At 48.4% G+C, this 17,907-nt stretch carries 20 protein-coding genes; 9 read left to right on the top strand and 11 right to left on the bottom strand.

Annotated elements, in window-relative coordinates; all coding sequences use genetic code 11:
• Window positions 1-82: 82 nt before the first annotated feature.
• Window positions 83-226, top strand: coding sequence for a hypothetical protein (locus MJO57_RS25760; protein ID WP_252019858.1), 144 nt, complete (start codon window positions 83-85; stop codon window positions 224-226).
• 118 nt (window positions 227-344) lie between these two features.
• Here the strand turns inward: MJO57_RS25760 and MJO57_RS25755 are convergent, their stop codons facing one another.
• From MJO57_RS25755 to MJO57_RS25750, 3 genes are read right to left on the bottom strand one after another with little or no spacing between them, the layout of a single operon-like run.
• Window positions 345-2,369 carry an ankyrin repeat domain-containing protein gene (locus MJO57_RS25755; protein WP_252019856.1) on the bottom strand — a complete coding sequence of 675 codons (2,025 nt, stop codon included), beginning with the start codon at window positions 2,367-2,369 and terminating at the stop codon, window positions 345-347.
• 29 nt (window positions 2,370-2,398) lie between these two features.
• On the bottom strand, window positions 2,399-2,692 hold the full coding sequence (locus tag MJO57_RS33475) for a hypothetical protein (RefSeq protein ID WP_371924919.1): 294 nt from the start codon (window positions 2,690-2,692) through the stop codon (window positions 2,399-2,401).
• Window positions 2,602-3,159 (bottom strand): hypothetical protein, encoded by a 558-nt coding sequence (locus MJO57_RS25750; protein ID WP_252019855.1) that lies wholly within the window; start codon window positions 3,157-3,159, stop codon window positions 2,602-2,604. Before MJO57_RS25750 ends, MJO57_RS33475 begins: the two co-directional genes overlap by 91 nt.
• A gap of 69 nt (window positions 3,160-3,228) precedes the next feature.
• Here MJO57_RS25750 and MJO57_RS25745 point away from each other — a divergent pair, with 69 nt between their 5' ends.
• Window positions 3,229-3,828: an IS1634 family transposase gene (locus tag MJO57_RS25745; protein ID WP_252019854.1), complete on the top strand. Its 600-nt coding sequence runs from the start codon at window positions 3,229-3,231 to the stop codon at window positions 3,826-3,828.
• 129 nt (window positions 3,829-3,957) lie between these two features.
• A complete protein-coding gene (locus MJO57_RS25740; RefSeq protein WP_252019853.1) occupies window positions 3,958-5,034 on the top strand; it encodes an IS1634 family transposase in 1,077 nt (358 codons plus the stop codon).
• Here MJO57_RS25740 and MJO57_RS25735 read toward each other — a convergent pair.
• Together MJO57_RS25735 and MJO57_RS25730 are read right to left on the bottom strand one after the other, a co-directional pair.
• Window positions 5,025-5,363, bottom strand: coding sequence for a transposase (locus MJO57_RS25735; protein ID WP_252019852.1), 339 nt, complete (start codon window positions 5,361-5,363; stop codon window positions 5,025-5,027). The two genes, MJO57_RS25740 and MJO57_RS25735, sit on opposite strands and share 10 nt — an antisense overlap.
• A gap of 43 nt (window positions 5,364-5,406) precedes the next feature.
• On the bottom strand, window positions 5,407-5,697 hold the full coding sequence (locus tag MJO57_RS25730) for a hypothetical protein (protein ID WP_252019850.1): 291 nt from the start codon (window positions 5,695-5,697) through the stop codon (window positions 5,407-5,409).
• On the opposite strand from MJO57_RS25730, the gene MJO57_RS25725 reads away from it, so the two are divergent.
• The 3 genes from MJO57_RS25725 to MJO57_RS25715 all read left to right on the top strand — a co-directional run bounded on the left by MJO57_RS25725 (window position 5,696) and on the right by MJO57_RS25715 (window position 8,989).
• Window positions 5,696-7,210, top strand: a complete 1,515-nt coding sequence (locus MJO57_RS25725; protein ID WP_252017330.1) for an IS66 family transposase — start codon at window positions 5,696-5,698, stop codon at window positions 7,208-7,210. The genes MJO57_RS25730 and MJO57_RS25725 overlap by 2 nt on opposite strands.
• A 303-nt stretch (window positions 7,211-7,513) precedes the next feature.
• Complete coding sequence (locus tag MJO57_RS25720) at window positions 7,514-7,771, top strand: hypothetical protein (RefSeq protein ID WP_252019848.1); 258 nt, start codon at window positions 7,514-7,516, stop codon at window positions 7,769-7,771.
• Window positions 7,772-7,999: 228 nt separating this feature from the next.
• Window positions 8,000-8,989, top strand: coding sequence for a hypothetical protein (locus MJO57_RS25715; RefSeq protein ID WP_252019847.1), 990 nt, complete (start codon window positions 8,000-8,002; stop codon window positions 8,987-8,989).
• Here the strand turns inward: MJO57_RS25715 and MJO57_RS25710 are convergent.
• Complete coding sequence (locus tag MJO57_RS25710) at window positions 8,962-9,423, bottom strand: hypothetical protein (protein WP_252019846.1); 462 nt, start codon at window positions 9,421-9,423, stop codon at window positions 8,962-8,964. The genes MJO57_RS25715 and MJO57_RS25710 overlap by 28 nt on opposite strands.
• A 119-nt stretch (window positions 9,424-9,542) precedes the next feature.
• Between MJO57_RS25710 and MJO57_RS25705 the strand changes: the two genes are divergently transcribed.
• Window positions 9,543-11,057: an IS66 family transposase gene (locus MJO57_RS25705; RefSeq protein ID WP_252017330.1), complete on the top strand. Its 1,515-nt coding sequence runs from the start codon at window positions 9,543-9,545 to the stop codon at window positions 11,055-11,057.
• Here MJO57_RS25705 and MJO57_RS25700 read toward each other — a convergent pair whose 3' ends face one another.
• The 3 genes from MJO57_RS25700 to MJO57_RS25690 are packed head-to-tail and all read right to left on the bottom strand — an operon-like array spanning window position 11,058 to window position 13,492.
• A complete protein-coding gene (locus tag MJO57_RS25700) occupies window positions 11,058-11,660 on the bottom strand; it encodes a hypothetical protein (RefSeq protein WP_252019845.1) in 603 nt (200 codons plus the stop codon). It abuts the gene before it with no gap.
• A 26-nt stretch (window positions 11,661-11,686) separates the two neighbouring features.
• Window positions 11,687-12,745 (bottom strand): transposase, encoded by a 1,059-nt coding sequence (locus MJO57_RS25695; protein ID WP_252017920.1) that lies wholly within the window; start codon window positions 12,743-12,745, stop codon window positions 11,687-11,689.
• A gap of 21 nt (window positions 12,746-12,766) precedes the next feature.
• Window positions 12,767-13,492, bottom strand: a complete 726-nt coding sequence (locus MJO57_RS25690; protein ID WP_252019844.1) for a hypothetical protein — start codon at window positions 13,490-13,492, stop codon at window positions 12,767-12,769.
• A 371-nt stretch (window positions 13,493-13,863) separates the two neighbouring features.
• On the opposite strand from MJO57_RS25690, the gene MJO57_RS25685 reads away from it, so the two are divergent.
• Together MJO57_RS25685 and MJO57_RS25680 are read left to right on the top strand one after the other, a co-directional pair.
• Window positions 13,864-14,511: a hypothetical protein gene (locus tag MJO57_RS25685; RefSeq protein ID WP_252019843.1), complete on the top strand. Its 648-nt coding sequence runs from the start codon at window positions 13,864-13,866 to the stop codon at window positions 14,509-14,511.
• 566 nt (window positions 14,512-15,077) lie between these two features.
• Window positions 15,078-15,485: a TM2 domain-containing protein gene (locus MJO57_RS25680; RefSeq protein WP_252019842.1), complete on the top strand. Its 408-nt coding sequence runs from the start codon at window positions 15,078-15,080 to the stop codon at window positions 15,483-15,485.
• A 142-nt stretch (window positions 15,486-15,627) separates the two neighbouring features.
• Here the strand turns inward: MJO57_RS25680 and MJO57_RS25675 are convergent, their stop codons facing one another.
• Together MJO57_RS25675 and MJO57_RS25670 are read right to left on the bottom strand one after the other, a co-directional pair.
• Complete coding sequence (locus tag MJO57_RS25675) at window positions 15,628-16,557, bottom strand: phage integrase N-terminal SAM-like domain-containing protein (protein ID WP_252019840.1); 930 nt, start codon at window positions 16,555-16,557, stop codon at window positions 15,628-15,630.
• A complete protein-coding gene (locus tag MJO57_RS25670) occupies window positions 16,494-17,855 on the bottom strand; it encodes an ISNCY family transposase (protein ID WP_252017318.1) in 1,362 nt (453 codons plus the stop codon). The genes MJO57_RS25675 and MJO57_RS25670 overlap by 64 nt, the downstream gene beginning before the upstream one ends.
• Window positions 17,856-17,907 lie beyond the last annotated feature (52 nt).

The following is a 17,907-nucleotide window of genomic DNA, read 5'->3' as shown; positions in this document are numbered from 1 at the left end:
AAGGCCTTGATATACAATGCCTTCAGGAAACTGCTGGCTAAATATTGCCAAGCCCTGCCACAGGAGGATTCCAGCCTGATTTATGAAATCAGCAGTCTGCAATACGAAAAGAGCCATTAGTAATACCGATAAGACTGAAAAAAAGAACGATAGTTCACTAAAACGAACCACCTTCCTGCTGGAAATGGAAAATCTATATCAATCCCGCTGTTTACGGGGCTTTTAAGTTTAAGTCAGTGCCACTGGATTGGAGGGACAGTATGCATTCCCATGGGGGAGAGGTTATCGCAAAACCCTGCGGACACTCTGGACCGTGGGAACGAGGTAATATTACCGCGCTATGACTAGGGGGCGGTAACGTAGATAAGGTCCGCCTTGGCGTCGATCAGGACTTTCAGGCACTCAGCGTGACCGTTAAAGGCAGCGATGTACGCCGGGGTGGTGCCATCGGAAGTCCGGGTGGCGCTGGGGTCCACCCCGGCGTCGATCAGGGCTTTCAGGCACTCAGCGTGACCCTCCTGGGCAGCGATGTACGCCGGGGTGGTGCCGTCGGAAGTCCGGGCAGCGTTGGGGTCCGCCCCGGCGTCGATCAGGGCTTTCAGGCACTCAGTGTAACCATTCTGGGCAGCGATGAACGCCGGGGTGGCGCCGGAAGTCCGGGCGGCATTGGGGTCCGCCCCGGCGCCGATCAGGGTTTGCAGGCACTCAGTGTGACCGTTACAGGCAGCGATGTACGCCGGGGTGGCGCCGTCGGAAGTTAGGGCGCCGTCGGGGGCCGCCCCGGCGTTGATCAGGGCTTTAAGGCACTCAGTGTGACCGTTCTGGGCAGCGATGAACGCCGGGGTGGTGCCGTCGGAAGTCCGGGCGGCGTTGAGGTCTGCCCTGGCGTCGATCAGGGCTTGCAGACACTCAGTGTGACCGTTACAGGCAGCGATGTATGCCGGGGTGGCGCCGTCGGAAGTCCGGGCGGTGTTGGGGTCCGCCCCGGCGTCGATCAGGACTTTCAGGCACTCAGCGTGACCGTTACAGGCAGCGATGTATGCCGGGGTGGCGCCGTCGGAAGTCAGAGCGGTGTTGGGGTCCGCCCCGGCGTCGATCAGGGCTTGCAGGCACTCAGTGTGACCGTTCTGGGCAGCGATGTACGCCGGGGTGGCGCCGTCGGAAGTCAGGGCGGCGTTGGGGTCCGCCCCGGCGTCGATCAGGGCTTGCAGGCACTCAGTGTGACCCTCCTGGGCAGCGATGTACGCCGGGGTGGCGCCGGAAGTCCGGGCTGCGTTGGGGTCTGCCCCGGCGTCGATCAGGGCTTGCAGGCACGCGGTGTGACCGCTCTGGGCAGCGATGTACGCCGGGGTGGCGCCGGAAGCCAGGGCGGCGTTGGGGTCCGCCCCGGCGTCGATCAGGGCTTGCAGGCACTCAGCGTGACCGTTCTGGGCAGCGATGTACGCCGGGGTGGTGCCGTCGGAAGCCAGGGCGGCGTTGGGGTCCGTCCCGGCGTCGATCAGGGCTTTCAGGCACTCAGTGTGACCGTTCTGGGCAGCAATGTACGCCGGGGTGGTGCCGTCGAAAGTCAGGGCGGCGTTGGGGTCCGCTCCGGCGTCGATCAGGGCTTTCAGGCACTCAGTGTGACCGTTACAGGCAGCAATGTTCGCCGGGGTGGCGCCGTCGGAAGTCCGGGCGGCGTTGAGGTCCGCCCCGGCGCCGATCAGGGCTCTCAGGCACTCAGTGTGACCGTTCTGGGCAGCGATATACGCCGGGGTGGCGCCGTCGGAAGTCCGGGCGGCGTTGGGGTCCGCCCCGGCGTCGATCAGGGCCTGCAGGCACTCAGTGTAACCGTTCTGGACAGCGATGTACGCCGGGGTGACGCCGGAAGTCAGGCCGGCGCTGGGGTCCGCCCCGGCGTCGATCAGGGCTTTCAGGCACTCAGTGTGACCCTTCAGGGCAGCGATGTACAAAAGATTAATACGCTTGCCGGACACGGCAGACCGGAACGTCTGCCGGACAATCTCTGGATCAAGTACCAACAATCTCTGCAATGTTTTGAGATCACCTGTACGGGCGGCCTGCAAAGGCAAGGGCTCACAGTAAGGGGAATCTTCATAGAGGCGGGCACCCGCCTCACGTACCAGGGGCAACGCCCCTTGCCGACAGAACGCACAACTCCGTGTGGCGATATCCTCCTTCTTTTGCTGTTCGTCGAACCACCTGGAAAGACAGCCAAGGTCGTAGCGATGGCCACAGTGGGTTTTGACAACCGTGGGCGCCACAGTACGACCAGGAAAAGCCTCAAAACAAATAACACAGATATTATGCTCTGCAGGCGCATTCGTATCTGCAGGAATGTGAAAAGGCGATCCGACAACAGTATCCATGCCCAAAAAACCGGTATTAATAACTGAAGTTACGCAGCTAACAGCTCTCTCAGCTGCCCCAACGAAGCTTTCAGCCCTGCCATATAGATTTTGGCTCTGAGCTGAAAGTGATTCAGATTTACTTTCAATGACAATACTTCCAACCTGAAGGCTGAGTAAATTGAAAGAAAGATATGATTACTCTGTGTTCTCACAGTATGCGCCGGTGACTTGGCCATTGACGCATTCGATTTCAGCGTTTTATGGAAGACCTCGACTTTCCACCGTTTCTCGTAGATTGCCTTGAGAGTCTCGGCATCACAGTCAAGATCGCTGCAAACCAGATAGAGAATGCCTGTGCTTCGTCTTTGTTTTTAAAGACCTGACGGTATAGCAGAACAGGGAAATCGACACCTGCTATCCACCCTTGTACAGGCTTATCTTCTGAAAAATCAACAGTATCTATACGCTGTGAACGGCCTTGTAATTTGTCGTCCAGACTGAGGGATACCTTGCGGTTTGACTTCATCGCCATCAGGAAATGTTTATTACAGTCGTGTCGAATAAACATCATATTGTCGTTTGAGCAAAACCAGCTATCTGCAAGGACATAGCGGAACATAAGCTGGTTATGGCAGCAAATCATCAGCATCTCCCGCATCATTTCATTTTTGGTTTGCTCTGCATATCGTCTTACCTTTTTTGTCTTCAAGTCGGTGTACAGGATGGTTTTCTCGATCAATTTATAGGCGACAGGAATCGACGCATCTCCGGCATGGTAGTGTGCATTGAGCAGATTTATACCCGTCATTCAGCACTCAATCTGAGAATTTCCCTACACCGGCTAAAATGTAAAAAATTCTCAGAATGAACATGTCCAATGCATCCTCATCAGTTCCACATTCAACGTATCGATCATATGGGTTTGGTTGCCGGTATGTGCAAAGAACTCGGTATCTCTAATCATCTGGATTCCCTGGTTCCTAACCAATCTGAACACCGGAATATTTCCTTTGGCGAAACCGTAGTATCAATGCTGCTTAACGGCCTTGGGTTCACTGCCCGCACGCTTCATATGTTCCCGGAGTTTCATGCTGATAAACCGCTGGATAAACTCATCAGGCCCGGTATTAAACCCGAACACATTAACGACAGTGTACTCGGCAGAGCCCTGGATCAGCTTTTTGAACTGGATGTAAGTGAGGTCTATTTATCGCTGGCTGTCAAGGCAGTGAATGTCTTAAAACTGCCGTGCAAGGCTCTGAACCTTGACTCAACAAGCTTGCATGTGGACGGCGTTTATAACAGCGAATCTGACGTCGACGAAGAAGATATGCACTGTATCAAACTCTGTCGTGGATACAGCAGGGATCATCGACCCGAGCTCAACCAGGCAATACTGCTGATGATGACGGAAAATCAGGCCGGTATTCCCGTTTGGCTCTATTTTGATTACGAACTGCTCTACAGTGAAAACTGACTGTAGGTCACGAAAAACAAGGATTGAGCAACATTACCGGACAATATGCTGACAACCTTTGTAGATAAAGGGCTTCAGCAATGTTCAACCCAGTAGCAGTCTGAAATCCTACAAGAGCCTCCCGTTTTTATGAAAGCGTCCAGTGGCAACGTAAACGACAATAAAAACTTTAAAAAAGTCATCAGCAGCCATTTGAAATCCTACCGGGAAGCCCTGAATAATCGCTACCTGATTGGTGATGCAGCACTTTATACAACAGATAACGTACAGATACTTCATCAGCAGGGCCAGCAATTTATCACCCGGGTTCCGTCAAAAATCAAAGAAGCCAGAGAACTGATTGACAGTGTCGCTTCTTGTGAAATGACACCAGTGGAGGGTGCTGAGGGCTATGAGAGTCATGAAATGCTGTCAGATCATGCGGGTGTCTCCCAGCGCTGGATTCTGGTCCGCAGCGAGCAGGCTCGAAAGAGCGAACAAAAAACACTGCTGAAAAAAATGCTAAAGAAGTCTGAGAAAGAAGCAGAAGCGCTGACCAGTAAACTGGCCAAAAAAGCCTTCAAGTGTGAAACCGACGCATTGCGTGCGTTCGATGAATGGCAGTCAAAAACTATTTATTGTCAGGCGGAACCTGTCATTACTGAGAAACCCTGCTATACCAAGGTAGGTCGTCCGGAGAAAGGCTCTAAACCGGACAGTATTGAATATTATGTGAGCGGATATCCTTGGGTATCCGTTGACTGTCGCAAAGATGCAGAGTGTTCTCTGGGTTGCTTTGTGCTGGCGACGAATGATCTGGACGACAGTCGGCTGAGTACAGCAGAAGTGCTAAGTACTTACAAATCACAACAGTCAGTAGAGCGTGGCTTTCGGTTTTTGAAGAGCCCGGAGTTTCTGGTTTCTTCGCTGTTTTTAAAGAAACCGGAACGAATAGAAGCCTTGCTGATGGTGATGACGCTGTGTCTGTTAGTGTATGCGGCGATTCAGCATCGAATTAGGCATGAGCTAAAACGACAGAGTCGGTTTTTCCCGGACATGAAGCGGAAACCCTGCCAAAACCCGACAGCGCGTTGGGTGTTTTTCTGCTTTCAGGGTATCAACGTGCTATTGGTCGATGGACATGAAAAGCATGTGGTTGGATTACAAGAAAGGCAGTTGACTATTATTTCAATTCTTGGGCGACCGTATCAGGAAATTTATTCCTGATACGGGTGCTGAATGACGGTTATACCTTTCACGGTGCGATTTTTTGTATGATCAAAATGCCAGGTGTTCAGGGCATTCTCTTTGCTGAACTGCTTTTCCTGAATCGTATCGTCAAAGATCAAAACCCCATCACTGCACTCAACCTGTCGCACGACGGGTTTAACGTAAAGCCATAAGTCACGACTGGTAAACTCATTGTTTGAAAGCAATCGGGTGAATTGGTCATGACTGTAGACATTATCCAAAAGCTCTGACACTCCCGTTGCAGTGGTCTTCCCAGACGACGACAACAGGTAGTCAGAATAAAGTTCTATGAGATCATTTTTCATGCCACCAATAATGGCTGATTTTCAGCAAGGTGCGTAACTTGAGTTAATAAATTAGTAATACCGATAGGACTGAAAAAAAGAACAGCAGTTCAATAAAACGAACCACCTTCCTGCTGGAAATGGAAAACCTATTCGCGTTCACCGGCAATTTTTGACATATGTGTGGAGCGGGATTTTGGTAAGGCGAGTATCCGGGAGCTTGTTCAGGCATACGTGGAACTGCGGCAGGAGAATAAATCGATGGTAACTGTTCAGCACCCCCACATAAATCTGGAATTTTCTGATTTTTATACCATCCTCTTAAGCACCATTTTTCCACAATATTCGCCAGCATGATTCCAGAACTACCCGCAACTATGTCGGCTGAGATTCTCTTGAAAGAGAATGCAGAGCTGCGGATGAGAGTTGCCTGTCTGGAAGAGCGATGTCGAGAATTGGAAGAAAAGGTTGGCAAGAACAGTCAAAACAGCAGCAAGCCGCCATCGTCTGATGGTTATCAAAAACCTTGTAAAAACAGTAATTCTCCAGATCATTCTGACGACCTTTCCGCAGATAAAGGTACCGATCCATCGGATGAAAAACCCAATCCTAAAAGTCTGAGACAGTCTTCTGGTAATAAAGCCGGTGGAAAGAAAGGGCATCAGGGCACTTGTCTTAAACAGGTCGATATCCCTGACTATATTGAGTACCTTCCGGTTAAAGAATGCAATAAATGTCAGGCGTCTCTTCTTGATAGTGAGCCGGTCAAATATATTGAACGACAGGTGTTTGAACCAGGGAGACCGGGTGAATTTGAAGTAACGGCCCATAGAGCTGAAGTAAAAATCTGCACTTGTGGTTGTCGGAATCAGGCTGAATTCCCGGAAGGTGTTACCGCTGCCGCACAATATGGCTCAGCCACACAGGCTATGGCCGTCTATCTTAACCAATACCATTTCCTGCCTTTTAAGCGCGTGTCAGAGTATTTTAATACTCTCTATAAAATGAGTGTAAGTGCAGGCACTGTCGCCAATTTTGTGGCCAGAACCTATGAAAATCTGGCTTCTACTGAAGAGGTTATTCGTGACGCCTTGCGGGAATCGTCTGTTGCCGGAGCCGATGAAACGGGTATGCGGGCCGAGGGCTCTTTGCACTGGCTACACGTTATGCGGGATGAACAATGGACGCTCTACTACTTGTCTGAAAAGCGAGGTCGTGAGGCCATGGACACGATGGGCATACTGCTAACATTTGCAGGCGTTCTGGTTCATGATCATTGGAAATCCTATTTTGCATATGCGGCAACTCACGTACTTTGCAATGCCCATCACCTGAGGGAGCTTTTGGGTGTTGTTGATAGGGACAGCAATCAACTGGCGTTGCGATTGATGAAGCTACTGAGGCTTTCCTGGCATTACTGCAAGGGCTTTAAGACCATAGGTATGCTACAGATGCCAAGTGTTGTCTGTGAACGAATCGAGAAGATTTATGACCGGTTGCTTCAGCGGGCTCTAATGAAAGAAGTCGTCTATATGGAGAAGCAACGAGAGGAGCTTAAGCGCAAGAAAGTCAAGAATACTAAAGCTTACAATCTCTTCAAACGACTCACTGAGTTCAAGGCTGAGACACTGCGCTTCATGTCAGATTTTACCATTCCCTTCGATAACAATGGCAGTGAGCGGGATGTTCGAATGGCCAAGTTAAAGCAGAAAATCTCAGGCTGCTTCAGGAGTGCAGACGGTGGTTCTATGTTTGCACGGATTCGCAGCTATTTGTCGTCTGCCAGAAAACAGGGAATGGACATATATCAATCACTTCATAGAGCTGTTCGGAATTACTGTAATATGCCTTTGCTCAGTGCTGAATAGTTACAATCGATGTTATTGGTTAATGCCCGGCAGCTGGGAAAGATCGATTAGTGAAGGTCTGCATTTCCACGGGGGAGAGGCTGTCGCAAAACTCTCCGGACACCTCGTTCCCACGCTCCGCGTGGGAACGAGGTGTCCGGAGTGTCCACAGGGTTTTCGGGGGCTCCATGCGAGTATGGTATCTGTGGCGGGACCGGTATGCATTCCCACGCGGAGCATGGGAACGAGATGTCCAGAGTGTCCACAGGGTTTTGCGACACCCTCGGGACCGTGGGAACGAGGTAACTGATAATTGCTGTGGCTATGCTCAAGGTGGTACGTAATGAAGTGAAGGATCGGGTATTACGGCTGCTAACCGATTGCTGGTACATGAACTGGACGCTGATAAAGCCAGCACTTGAAATGAATATGGAAGTCATTGGTCAGATACCTTCAAGCCGGGCTCTCTACGCCTTGCCGCCAGAACCTACCGTTTCATTAACCATGCGTTCCGTTTGTGTTCCCTGCTCGCAGGTGCATGCAGGTGTTTCATGCTGGCAAAATAACAATAATTATCTTTAGTCACTCCTTTTCTTAAAGGGAATGGCATGATTTTAACGATTACACTGAGCCAGCATCACAGCGTTGTGAAAATGCCTATACTCTCTGCCACTTTGCTCGACAATCCCTCCTCCGCACTCCTGCACATGCTTATACAACCGCTCATACAAAGTGGTAATGGGCATGTTTAACATGCGGTTTAGCGATTGAGAGCACTGATTGATAGCACTGTGATTGAGGCTCAATGACATGAACAACATTAGCTCAGGGTATCTTCCACCATTTCTTAACCCCCGCCGCAGCGATGAAGGTGAAAGTAAAGATGAAGTCAGGGCCTCTTTTCAGGGCAGAGAAATCAGTGATGCCCTGCCCGCCAGCAACAAAATACAACACTCCCGGGCAGCCCTTGTCGACTTCCCGGTTGACGGCCTTGATTCGAGGGCCATCACAAAAAGGGGATTCGATGCCGTCACAACAACGATCACCATTACGGATTCAGGGCAAACACTGGACCTCGAAAGCGCATGGGAAGAAATTGATTACGCACTGAGAAATCTGATCGGGCTTTCACCGGCACACCTGGCAAAAGCAAAACAGTGCATGAACACATTACCGGTCAGTGAGTTTCGATACTTTGAAGACCTGACGGATGCCGTTATTACACGCCTGAATGCCGCAGAGGGCACAGAATACCCGCTTACCGGAGCGCTGGAAACGGGCAGTCATCCTGTCTCAGGCAAGACAGGCGGCACGCTGTGGACGTTATGCAAGTACATCATCACAGCACTGGCTGCAGAGTCCGTGCTGACTCACCTGTCCCGGCCAATAGCAGGAGCCCGGCCAGATCACCTGAGGCACACCTTCCAATTCATCGGTAACTCTAACCCCGGTTTCCCGAATCGAATGACCCTGCCCTTACCGGATGCCTGTTCGGATCACCATGCTGTTGACATGGTCACACTCAAACCGGGTAAAACCATATGCATGAAAAAGGGTAGTGTTCATGGCCATACTTCGCGACACTTTTTACTCAATCACTCTCGCACCAAAAAAAGTATCACCCTTAGTACTGGCCATGGTTCCGGGGATTTACGTTTATTTGCCAATCACACCAGATGGCCTGATATCACCCGCCTCCCCCTATTGAATAGTTCCTGGCTTGTGTTCTGCCACGGGCTGGATGAAACCCATGGCAGCCCCTATAGCTCAAGTTATCGAGCCAGTGTTTTTTTCATTTGAATCGGCACAAAGGAGGTAATTATTGCTTTCCTTATACGACATCCCGCCATAAACACTTCACAGTAGTCAGTTATATCCTGAAGACTGGGTGAGCACTGAGTCGATATCGACTTGTTTTTCATATTCACCAGATAGAATTTGTCCTTATCACAGACCAAAAGCAGAATTTCTTCAGGCGAATTCTCTTTGATCGGGTCGAGCTGGAGCTGGATATAACCTTGCCCACCGGCCGCCATGCCAAGATACATTTCCTCTAGTGAATCAGCCACTTGCCGTTGCAATTGGATCATCCGCACATCAGACTCCAGCTGGCTATAAGAAGAAACTCCAAGCTTCAATATGGGAAAGCCGATAATTTCCGTTTTGAGCAGGGTATAGCCAAGTTCACTCAGGTGGCTAGCCACCTGCTCACTGGTAAGTTCGGAGCTGCGCATATCGCTACCGGTAATATTCTTCAGCAATTCGTAACTGTTCAGCACCCCCACATAAATCTGGAATTTTCTGATTTTTATACCATCCTCTTAAGCACCATTTTTCCACAATATTCGCCAGCATGATTCCAGAACTACCCGCAACTATGTCGGCTGAGATTCTCTTGAAAGAGAATGCAGAGCTGCGGATGAGAGTTGCCTGTCTGGAAGAGCGATGTCGAGAATTGGAAGAAAAGGTTGGCAAGAACAGTCAAAACAGCAGCAAGCCGCCATCGTCTGATGGTTATCAAAAACCTTGTAAAAACAGTAATTCTCCAGATCATTCTGACGACCTTTCCGCAGATAAAGGTACCGATCCATCGGATGAAAAACCCAATCCTAAAAGTCTGAGACAGTCTTCTGGTAATAAAGCCGGTGGAAAGAAAGGGCATCAGGGCACTTGTCTTAAACAGGTCGATATCCCTGACTATATTGAGTACCTTCCGGTTAAAGAATGCAATAAATGTCAGGCGTCTCTTCTTGATAGTGAGCCGGTCAAATATATTGAACGACAGGTGTTTGAACCAGGGAGACCGGGTGAATTTGAAGTAACGGCCCATAGAGCTGAAGTAAAAATCTGCACTTGTGGTTGTCGGAATCAGGCTGAATTCCCGGAAGGTGTTACCGCTGCCGCACAATATGGCTCAGCCACACAGGCTATGGCCGTCTATCTTAACCAATACCATTTCCTGCCTTTTAAGCGCGTGTCAGAGTATTTTAATACTCTCTATAAAATGAGTGTAAGTGCAGGCACTGTCGCCAATTTTGTGGCCAGAACCTATGAAAATCTGGCTTCTACTGAAGAGGTTATTCGTGACGCCTTGCGGGAATCGTCTGTTGCCGGAGCCGATGAAACGGGTATGCGGGCCGAGGGCTCTTTGCACTGGCTACACGTTATGCGGGATGAACAATGGACGCTCTACTACTTGTCTGAAAAGCGAGGTCGTGAGGCCATGGACACGATGGGCATACTGCTAACATTTGCAGGCGTTCTGGTTCATGATCATTGGAAATCCTATTTTGCATATGCGGCAACTCACGTACTTTGCAATGCCCATCACCTGAGGGAGCTTTTGGGTGTTGTTGATAGGGACAGCAATCAACTGGCGTTGCGATTGATGAAGCTACTGAGGCTTTCCTGGCATTACTGCAAGGGCTTTAAGACCATAGGTATGCTACAGATGCCAAGTGTTGTCTGTGAACGAATCGAGAAGATTTATGACCGGTTGCTTCAGCGGGCTCTAATGAAAGAAGTCGTCTATATGGAGAAGCAACGAGAGGAGCTTAAGCGCAAGAAAGTCAAGAATACTAAAGCTTACAATCTCTTCAAACGACTCACTGAGTTCAAGGCTGAGACACTGCGCTTCATGTCAGATTTTACCATTCCCTTCGATAACAATGGCAGTGAGCGGGATGTTCGAATGGCCAAGTTAAAGCAGAAAATCTCAGGCTGCTTCAGGAGTGCAGACGGTGGTTCTATGTTTGCACGGATTCGCAGCTATTTGTCGTCTGCCAGAAAACAGGGAATGGACATATATCAATCACTTCATAGAGCTGTTCGGAATTACTGTAATATGCCTTTGCTCAGTGCTGAATAGTTACAGCAATTCAACATTTTTAGCTTCTTCCTTGCGGATACGTTGCAGTCCCAGACTCTGAGCCGCAGCGAGTAGAATTTTCCGGTCAGAGGTTGCCTCGCCGCCACTGAAATCACGGGGAGGATATTGCTCGATAAAGGCTCGCATATCGATACTTTCGAGCGCTTTTGCCGGGGTGCCTCCCCTTCTGGTTGGTTCAACAAAAACTCCCTGGGTCGCATCGCTGCTCAATGCCAGAAACTTTAGATAGGTGGTCAGCTCGGTGCCACCTTCAAAGCTCCCGAAAGCCAGCCGTCCGAGGGAGCTGTTGTTCGTCGGCACTTCAGAGGTAAACAACAATATAAGACTCCCGTCAGATGGGTGCCGAAACACGCGCATAACCGGGGAAACCTGCTCTGGCTGGCCTGTTAACGGATTCGTGCGGGAACAGACGAATGTAAGAAAAAACGGATTGCCCGGCTCAAGTCGATCGAGACGCTGCTGCATGGCGGAAAAGAAAACATCGGCACCCTCTGGATTGTCGATCATTAATTGTATGCCGGGCAGTTGGCCTTCAGCATTACAGATTGTTTGCCATTTAGGGACTATACCTTGGCTGATCATCTGCTCTATAAAGTTATAACCTGAAGTTACGCAGCTAACAGCTCTCTCAGCTGCCCCAACGAAGCTTTCAGCCCTGCCATATAGATTTTGGCTCTGAGCTGAAAGTGATTCAGATTTACTTTCAATGACAATACTTCCAACCTGAAGGCTGAGTAAATTGAAAGAAAGATATGATTACTCTGTGTTCTCACAGTATGCGCCGGTGACTTGGCCATTGACGCATTCGATTTCAGCGTTTTATGGAAGACCTCGACTTTCCACCGTTTCTCGTAGATTGCCTTGAGAGTCTCGGCATCACAGTCAAGATCGCTGCAAACCAGATAGAGAATGCCTGTGCTTCCGTCTTTGTTTTTAAAGACCTGACGGTATAGCAGAACAGGGAAATCGACACCTGCTATCCACCCTTGTACAGGCTTATCTTCTGAAAAATCAACAGTATCTATACGCTGTGAACGGCCTTGTAATTTGTCGTCCAGACTGAGGGATACCTTGCGGTTTGACTTCATCGCCATCAGGAAATGTTTATTACAGTCGTGTCGAATAAACATCATATTGTCGTTTGAGCAAAACCAGCTATCTGCAAGGACATAGCGGAACATAAGCTGGTTATGGCAGCAAATCATCAGCATCTCCCGCATCATTTCATTTTTGGTTTGCTCTGCATATCGTCTTACCTTTTTTGTCTTCAAGTCGGTGTACAGGATGGTTTTCTCGATCAATTTATAGGCGACAGGAATCGACGCATCTCCGGCATGGTAGTGTGCATTGAGCAGATTTATACCTTTCACGGTGCGATTTTTTGTATGATCAAAATGCCAGGTGTTCAGGGCATTCTCTTTGCTGAACTGCTTTTCCTGAATCGTATCGTCAAAGATCAAAACCCCATCACTGCACTCAACCTGTCGCACGACGGGTTTAACGTAAAGCCATAAGTCACGACTGGTAAACTCATTGTTTGAAAGCAATCGGGTGAATTGGTCATGACTGTAGACATTATCCAAAAGCTCTGACACTCCCGTTGCAGTGGTCTTCCCAGACGACGACAACAGGTAGTCAGAATAAAGTTCTATGAGATCATTTTTCATGCCACCAATAATGGCTGATTTTCAGCAAGGTGCGTAACTTGAGTTATAACCTCTCTGGCCTTTCAATGCCTCCAGATCAGCTGGTGAACGAATCTCAACCAGCATCCGCTCAAACGCCTTGGTTATTTTACTGACATTTAGCCTTTCGGAGGGACGGGGGGGTGGCTGGGCATCTGAAGGAGTATCCGGGTGCCGTGGATGCAGTACCATTTGAGTTTGCAGCAGATTTCCAAGCTGAGTGGCTAACTGTTCCATATTCTGTTGAGCCGCTACTAGTTGACCTTCGATGGCGAGACCCTCTCGCACTTCTGCCAATGCTGCAGTATGTGCCGCTGGTTCAATAATTGTCCCTGGCAAAGCAAGTGCGGCCTGCTCTTGGGGGGAGGCCATCGTTCCCCCAATAACAGCTAGTTCCCGGCTATTACTAATCTGAACTGGGGCGGGGAGATCATGCTCGCCAGGGATTGCACCACCAGGGGTGGGTTCCAAAAGGCTCCAGTCGTATTTATTGACCTCCCTGGCAAACTCAGTATCTCTGGAAAATTTCAAAGGCTTGGTCTTGCAGCCGGGACAAGCTGCCAGATCACGATCAGGCAGAGTCATAGAGCACATATCGTGGTAGGTGCTGTTACAGCAATCGGTGACCATAAAAGGAGGGTGCTCAATATACTTAGCGCATCGATGGCAGAATCTGCGAATAGCAACATCATCAGGTGGTGCCGGACGCTCATCGGGCTGTTGATTCAAGCTGGAATTTTGCGTGCTGGATGACGGGGTACGGTTAAGATCCAAAGCCATTCTCCTTTGAAAATAAATCGGAACGTTGTTCTATTAGAAGATTGTTCTGTTAGAAGATAGCCCGAACAGTAAATGAAATTGATGCCGATTGGATCGTAGTGGACAGATATGTATGGGATGATTCAATAAAAAAACATCCGAATCAGCGCAGCCAGATAAATAGTTGATAGTTTGCTTTCATTTATTCTGACCATATAATCAGTTATTAGTTCAATCCCCTGTTATCCGAGGCTTTAGACTGTGAACTCAAGAATGAACTTTCGTTTCAATCTGGACTCTAAACAGGGAATTGAATTTTATATAAGACGAATGGGATAACGATGAGCTCTATATTATGTGTCGCTTCATCCATAGCCGAAGCCTGTAAAATAGCATTGGATTGTGTTACTAACTCAGTTCGAAGGGTATTTAATCGCACTGTTTCAGCACTTGCTTCCGTTAAAACCTATCTTTTTGGATCATCTAAAGCTCGGAATCAAAGTGCTGAGCCTGATGGAACCTACATCAGAGAACGATCAGTTGACAGTGTGCCGCAGTCAGCTGCCAGCATAGCTAACTCAGTACCAGCGTCGGATCAGCCACAGCAAAACGAATTCACTATGGCAAAATTTAAGGCCCTCTTAACCGGTTTGCAGGCAGCAGAACAAAAAATCGATGGATTATCAACATTTTTACAAGAGCTAGAAAATCAAAGTATTGAGCAACGTGTTAACGTCCGTCAGTTTGTTAATACAGCAAATGACATAAAAAAGCTTCACCGAATCGTTGAAGACTTTGAAAGGGGTGCTGTTACTTCACCAGCCGATGCCAAACCCAAAATAACCGCTGTTTTCAAAGGAATGAAGGAAGCTGTCGTGCTTCTAGAAAAAGATACGCTGAATGCATTGTTGGATCAAAAGCGTATTGAAAAACTGGATGGACTTCTGATCGATATTGGCAATGCAAAAGCCATATTCGACGAATTGTAGACCAGCAAGGCTCATCATATTAAAAACAGCAATATTCCCTGCTGGTAATAATTGCTATATTGGCCCGACTGTGTCGAGGTCACAGGGCACTTCATAATAACTTCTCAGTCGTTCTGATGAGATTTTTTTCCCAAGGTCGGCACAGACCATTGTGCCTGACCTCTACCTTGCCTGCAAACGACCCTATGCCGACTCCCCGGATCTGCAATAATGCATGACAGCTGTCAGTGATAAATAAAACATGAGCAAAAAATACCTCGGAAATCTGTTCGATGGTACTATTTATTGTCTATGCAGCTGCACATAAACTGTCGTACAAATCATAACTGCCTCAATACTCTAGGAAATGGAATAGAGGGGCGGTAGCGTGGGTGTGCTTCAGGGAGTGGTTTTATCATTTTCTGATTTAAGCTTCCGGATAAGGGAAGCATAAACCCTGTTGTTTCTGTTGAGAAAATAGGGTTTTAAACATCAGACTTGTCTCGCATCATTTTGTTCCCTCCGTCAAGGAGCCTGTCGGACTTAAGGCTCTTCAATTACCATAGTCAATGGTTCAGGTGCTAACAATGAACGACACTCATAGTAAAGTTATCGGTTATATTCTTTGGATTTTTGGGTTTCTTGGGGCACACCGTTTTTATTATGGCAAGCCCGTAACAGGCACTATCTGGTTATTCACACTTGGTCTCTTTGGTATTGGCTGGCTGATTGATCTTTTCCTTATCCCGGCAATGGATCGGGAAGCAGATCTTCGTTTCCATAGTGGTCAGTATGATTACTCTGTTGCCTGGATATTACTGACATTCCTTGGGGTATTCGGTGTTCACCGTATGTACCTGGGGAAATGGATATCCGGAATTTTGTATCTGTTTACCATTGGCTTTTTCGGTCTTGGTGTCATTTACGACTTTTGGACGCTAAACAACCAGATTTCCATTGAAAACTGCCAAAATAGTTCTGTATCAGCAAGCTGAAACAACCGAAAACCAGGTTGCAAAATTCGAGTGAAAGAATGTAAGAATAGGCTTTTCGTCTTGGATGCCTTCGAGATACAAGAACCACCTCCGGTTTCCCGATTTCCTCAGGATTCAAAATCTGGCCCACGTTTTTCGGTTTTCATCCGCGATCAACAGGACTTAAAACTGCTTTTCCAGCATTTGGGTATTTTCTGGCCAATGCATGTGGAAGGTGAACAAAGCAGGTACCTTCTTCAAGTGCTTTTTGGTGCAGCAACCTGGATGATTCAATCTGAGCCCGTAATGCTTCAACCGACACCTTGGGCAACAAAGTCATTCTGTCTTTTCCACCCTTACCATGGCGAACGGTAATTTCCATACGCCCAAAATCAACATCCTGAACCCTGAGACGGAGAGCTTCCTTCAGCCGAAGACCGGCACCGTACATTAACTGGGCGACTAATAACGGTGTCCCTTTGAGATAAGACAAAACAGAGGTAGCTTCCGTAACCGACAACACAACAGGAAGTTTTTTGGGGCGTTTTGCTTTTAGCCAGTCATTAATCGTTAAGCTGTCGCGCCCGAGTACTTGTTTGTACAAAAAGACCAGGGCACTCAATGCCTGCTGCTGAGTACTGACAGCAACGTGCTTTTTCATTACCAGGTGGGTGAGAAAATCACGAACATCATCGCCAGTTAATAAATCGGGATGGCGCATTTTATGAAATTTTATAAAGCGTTTAGTCCAGTCCCAGTAGCTGCGCTCGGTGGACAGAGAATAACCGGCAGACCGAATGGCAATTTGAAAACGTTCTTGTAATCTAGTTCTCGTCCAAAAACGCATCAGGCAATCATAATTAGATTGTACGTGCGTTTTGATATTTCCTGAAATTCCAGAGAGCCGCAAAAACTCTTCCCTTTTTTTCTCTAATCTGGGACGGATATTGGAGAAAAACGCGAAAAGCAGGCAGAAAACATCCTCCCACCATGCTGGAAAGGTACTTTCATGTAGCGTGGAGGTGGCTATCAGGATGGTGCCGGGTGTCTGGCCAGAATCACCAGGTTGTAACAGACCACCGATAACCAGCAATGAGAATCAAAACGCTCAGAACCCTTGCAGTGGCAACGTGATAGCCCAAAACATCTCTTTAGCCACGAAATTCCCGCTTCAATACCTGCCCGGAAGCGAAAGAGCGTTTTATACACATACTGACTTTTAGTCATCTCTTCGACTTCAAGTCCGCGCTTCTTATTAAAAGCTACATCGCTGATTCCCATGGCCTTGGCTTTTTCCAAATTAGCGCGACACGCGTATCCGCCGTCACCGCTTGTCTGGCGAGGTACACGACCATAAATTTCTTTTTGTCTTTCCATCATCGGAATGAATTGGTCCGAATCCGCTGGGTTACCTTCCTCAATAACCAGGTCCAGGATCAATCGACTTTTTCCCTGAACCAGGTTCAGTTTATGGCCATACTGTACTTGCCGCCTGTCTTTTACGATGATATCCGTATGGGGTTCATACAGGCTAACCACTTTTTCCTGGGCTGGCACCTTTTCACCCTTAAAGACCCTGCGCTCTGTCTGGGAGACTATTGCATCCACCAGGGGTAACAGGTGATCCACATCGGCCTGCCACTTGTCGGCATCATCAGCCAGGAGACACTGCCCCTGCTGACGGGCGTTTGCTAGCGTGACAGTAGCTTCGATAAGTACCTTCCGGGATTTTCGGGTCAACTGCAGCAGTTTTTTATAATGCTGATGCCGCTCTTCTTTGCCAGCGTAGATGCATTTTCTGGCCGCATCTTTTACGGCTCGGTTGTGATGGGTATATTCATAAAGCGGTGTCGCTGTCAGTGTTTGTCCCCGTTCCAGCAGCCGACAAATTTCTTTAACGGAACTGGCTAAAAGATCACTGTCGCAAGGAGGTTTGATATCCGATTCGGTGACTGTGCTGTCAATAGCCACAGTGCGCCCTTTTTCAATACCCTGATCTTTAGCGGTCATTAGCTGACAGTTATTAATCCGTTCCCATGTAGATGCAGTAAGAAGGCTGATGAGCCCATGCAAACTGGAGCGACTGGGGCGCTGGTTTGGTTCGAGGCGACAAAAGTCTCGAAAGAGCATGGAGTCCATCAAAACAAACGACAAGTAGTCATAATCACAATTCAAATACTGTTTCAGGAGTGCCGCACGAAGAACGGATTCTGCTGATAGTCCGTTCCGCCCAGTGTTCTGTTTATCACCAGAACTTAAGTCCTCATAAATCCAGTCATTGAACTGTGGATGGGCGTCAAGCCATTGCGAGATACCGGAAAGCTGGGAGCAGATTTCATGAGGTACGTAATGGAGTTCCATACTACACTGCGGGTTGCGTTTTTTGCGCATTTGGAGTCCTCTGTTTTTGGCAATCCCTTATGTTTCTTGCTCTTGGGAAGTT

The sequence above is a fragment of the Endozoicomonas sp. SCSIO W0465 genome (assembly GCF_023716865.1).
Lineage (GTDB): Bacteria > Pseudomonadota > Gammaproteobacteria > Pseudomonadales > Endozoicomonadaceae > Endozoicomonas.
The sequence above is the reverse complement of the archived record's forward strand: the minus strand, read 5'-3'. Positions and strand labels throughout refer to the sequence as shown.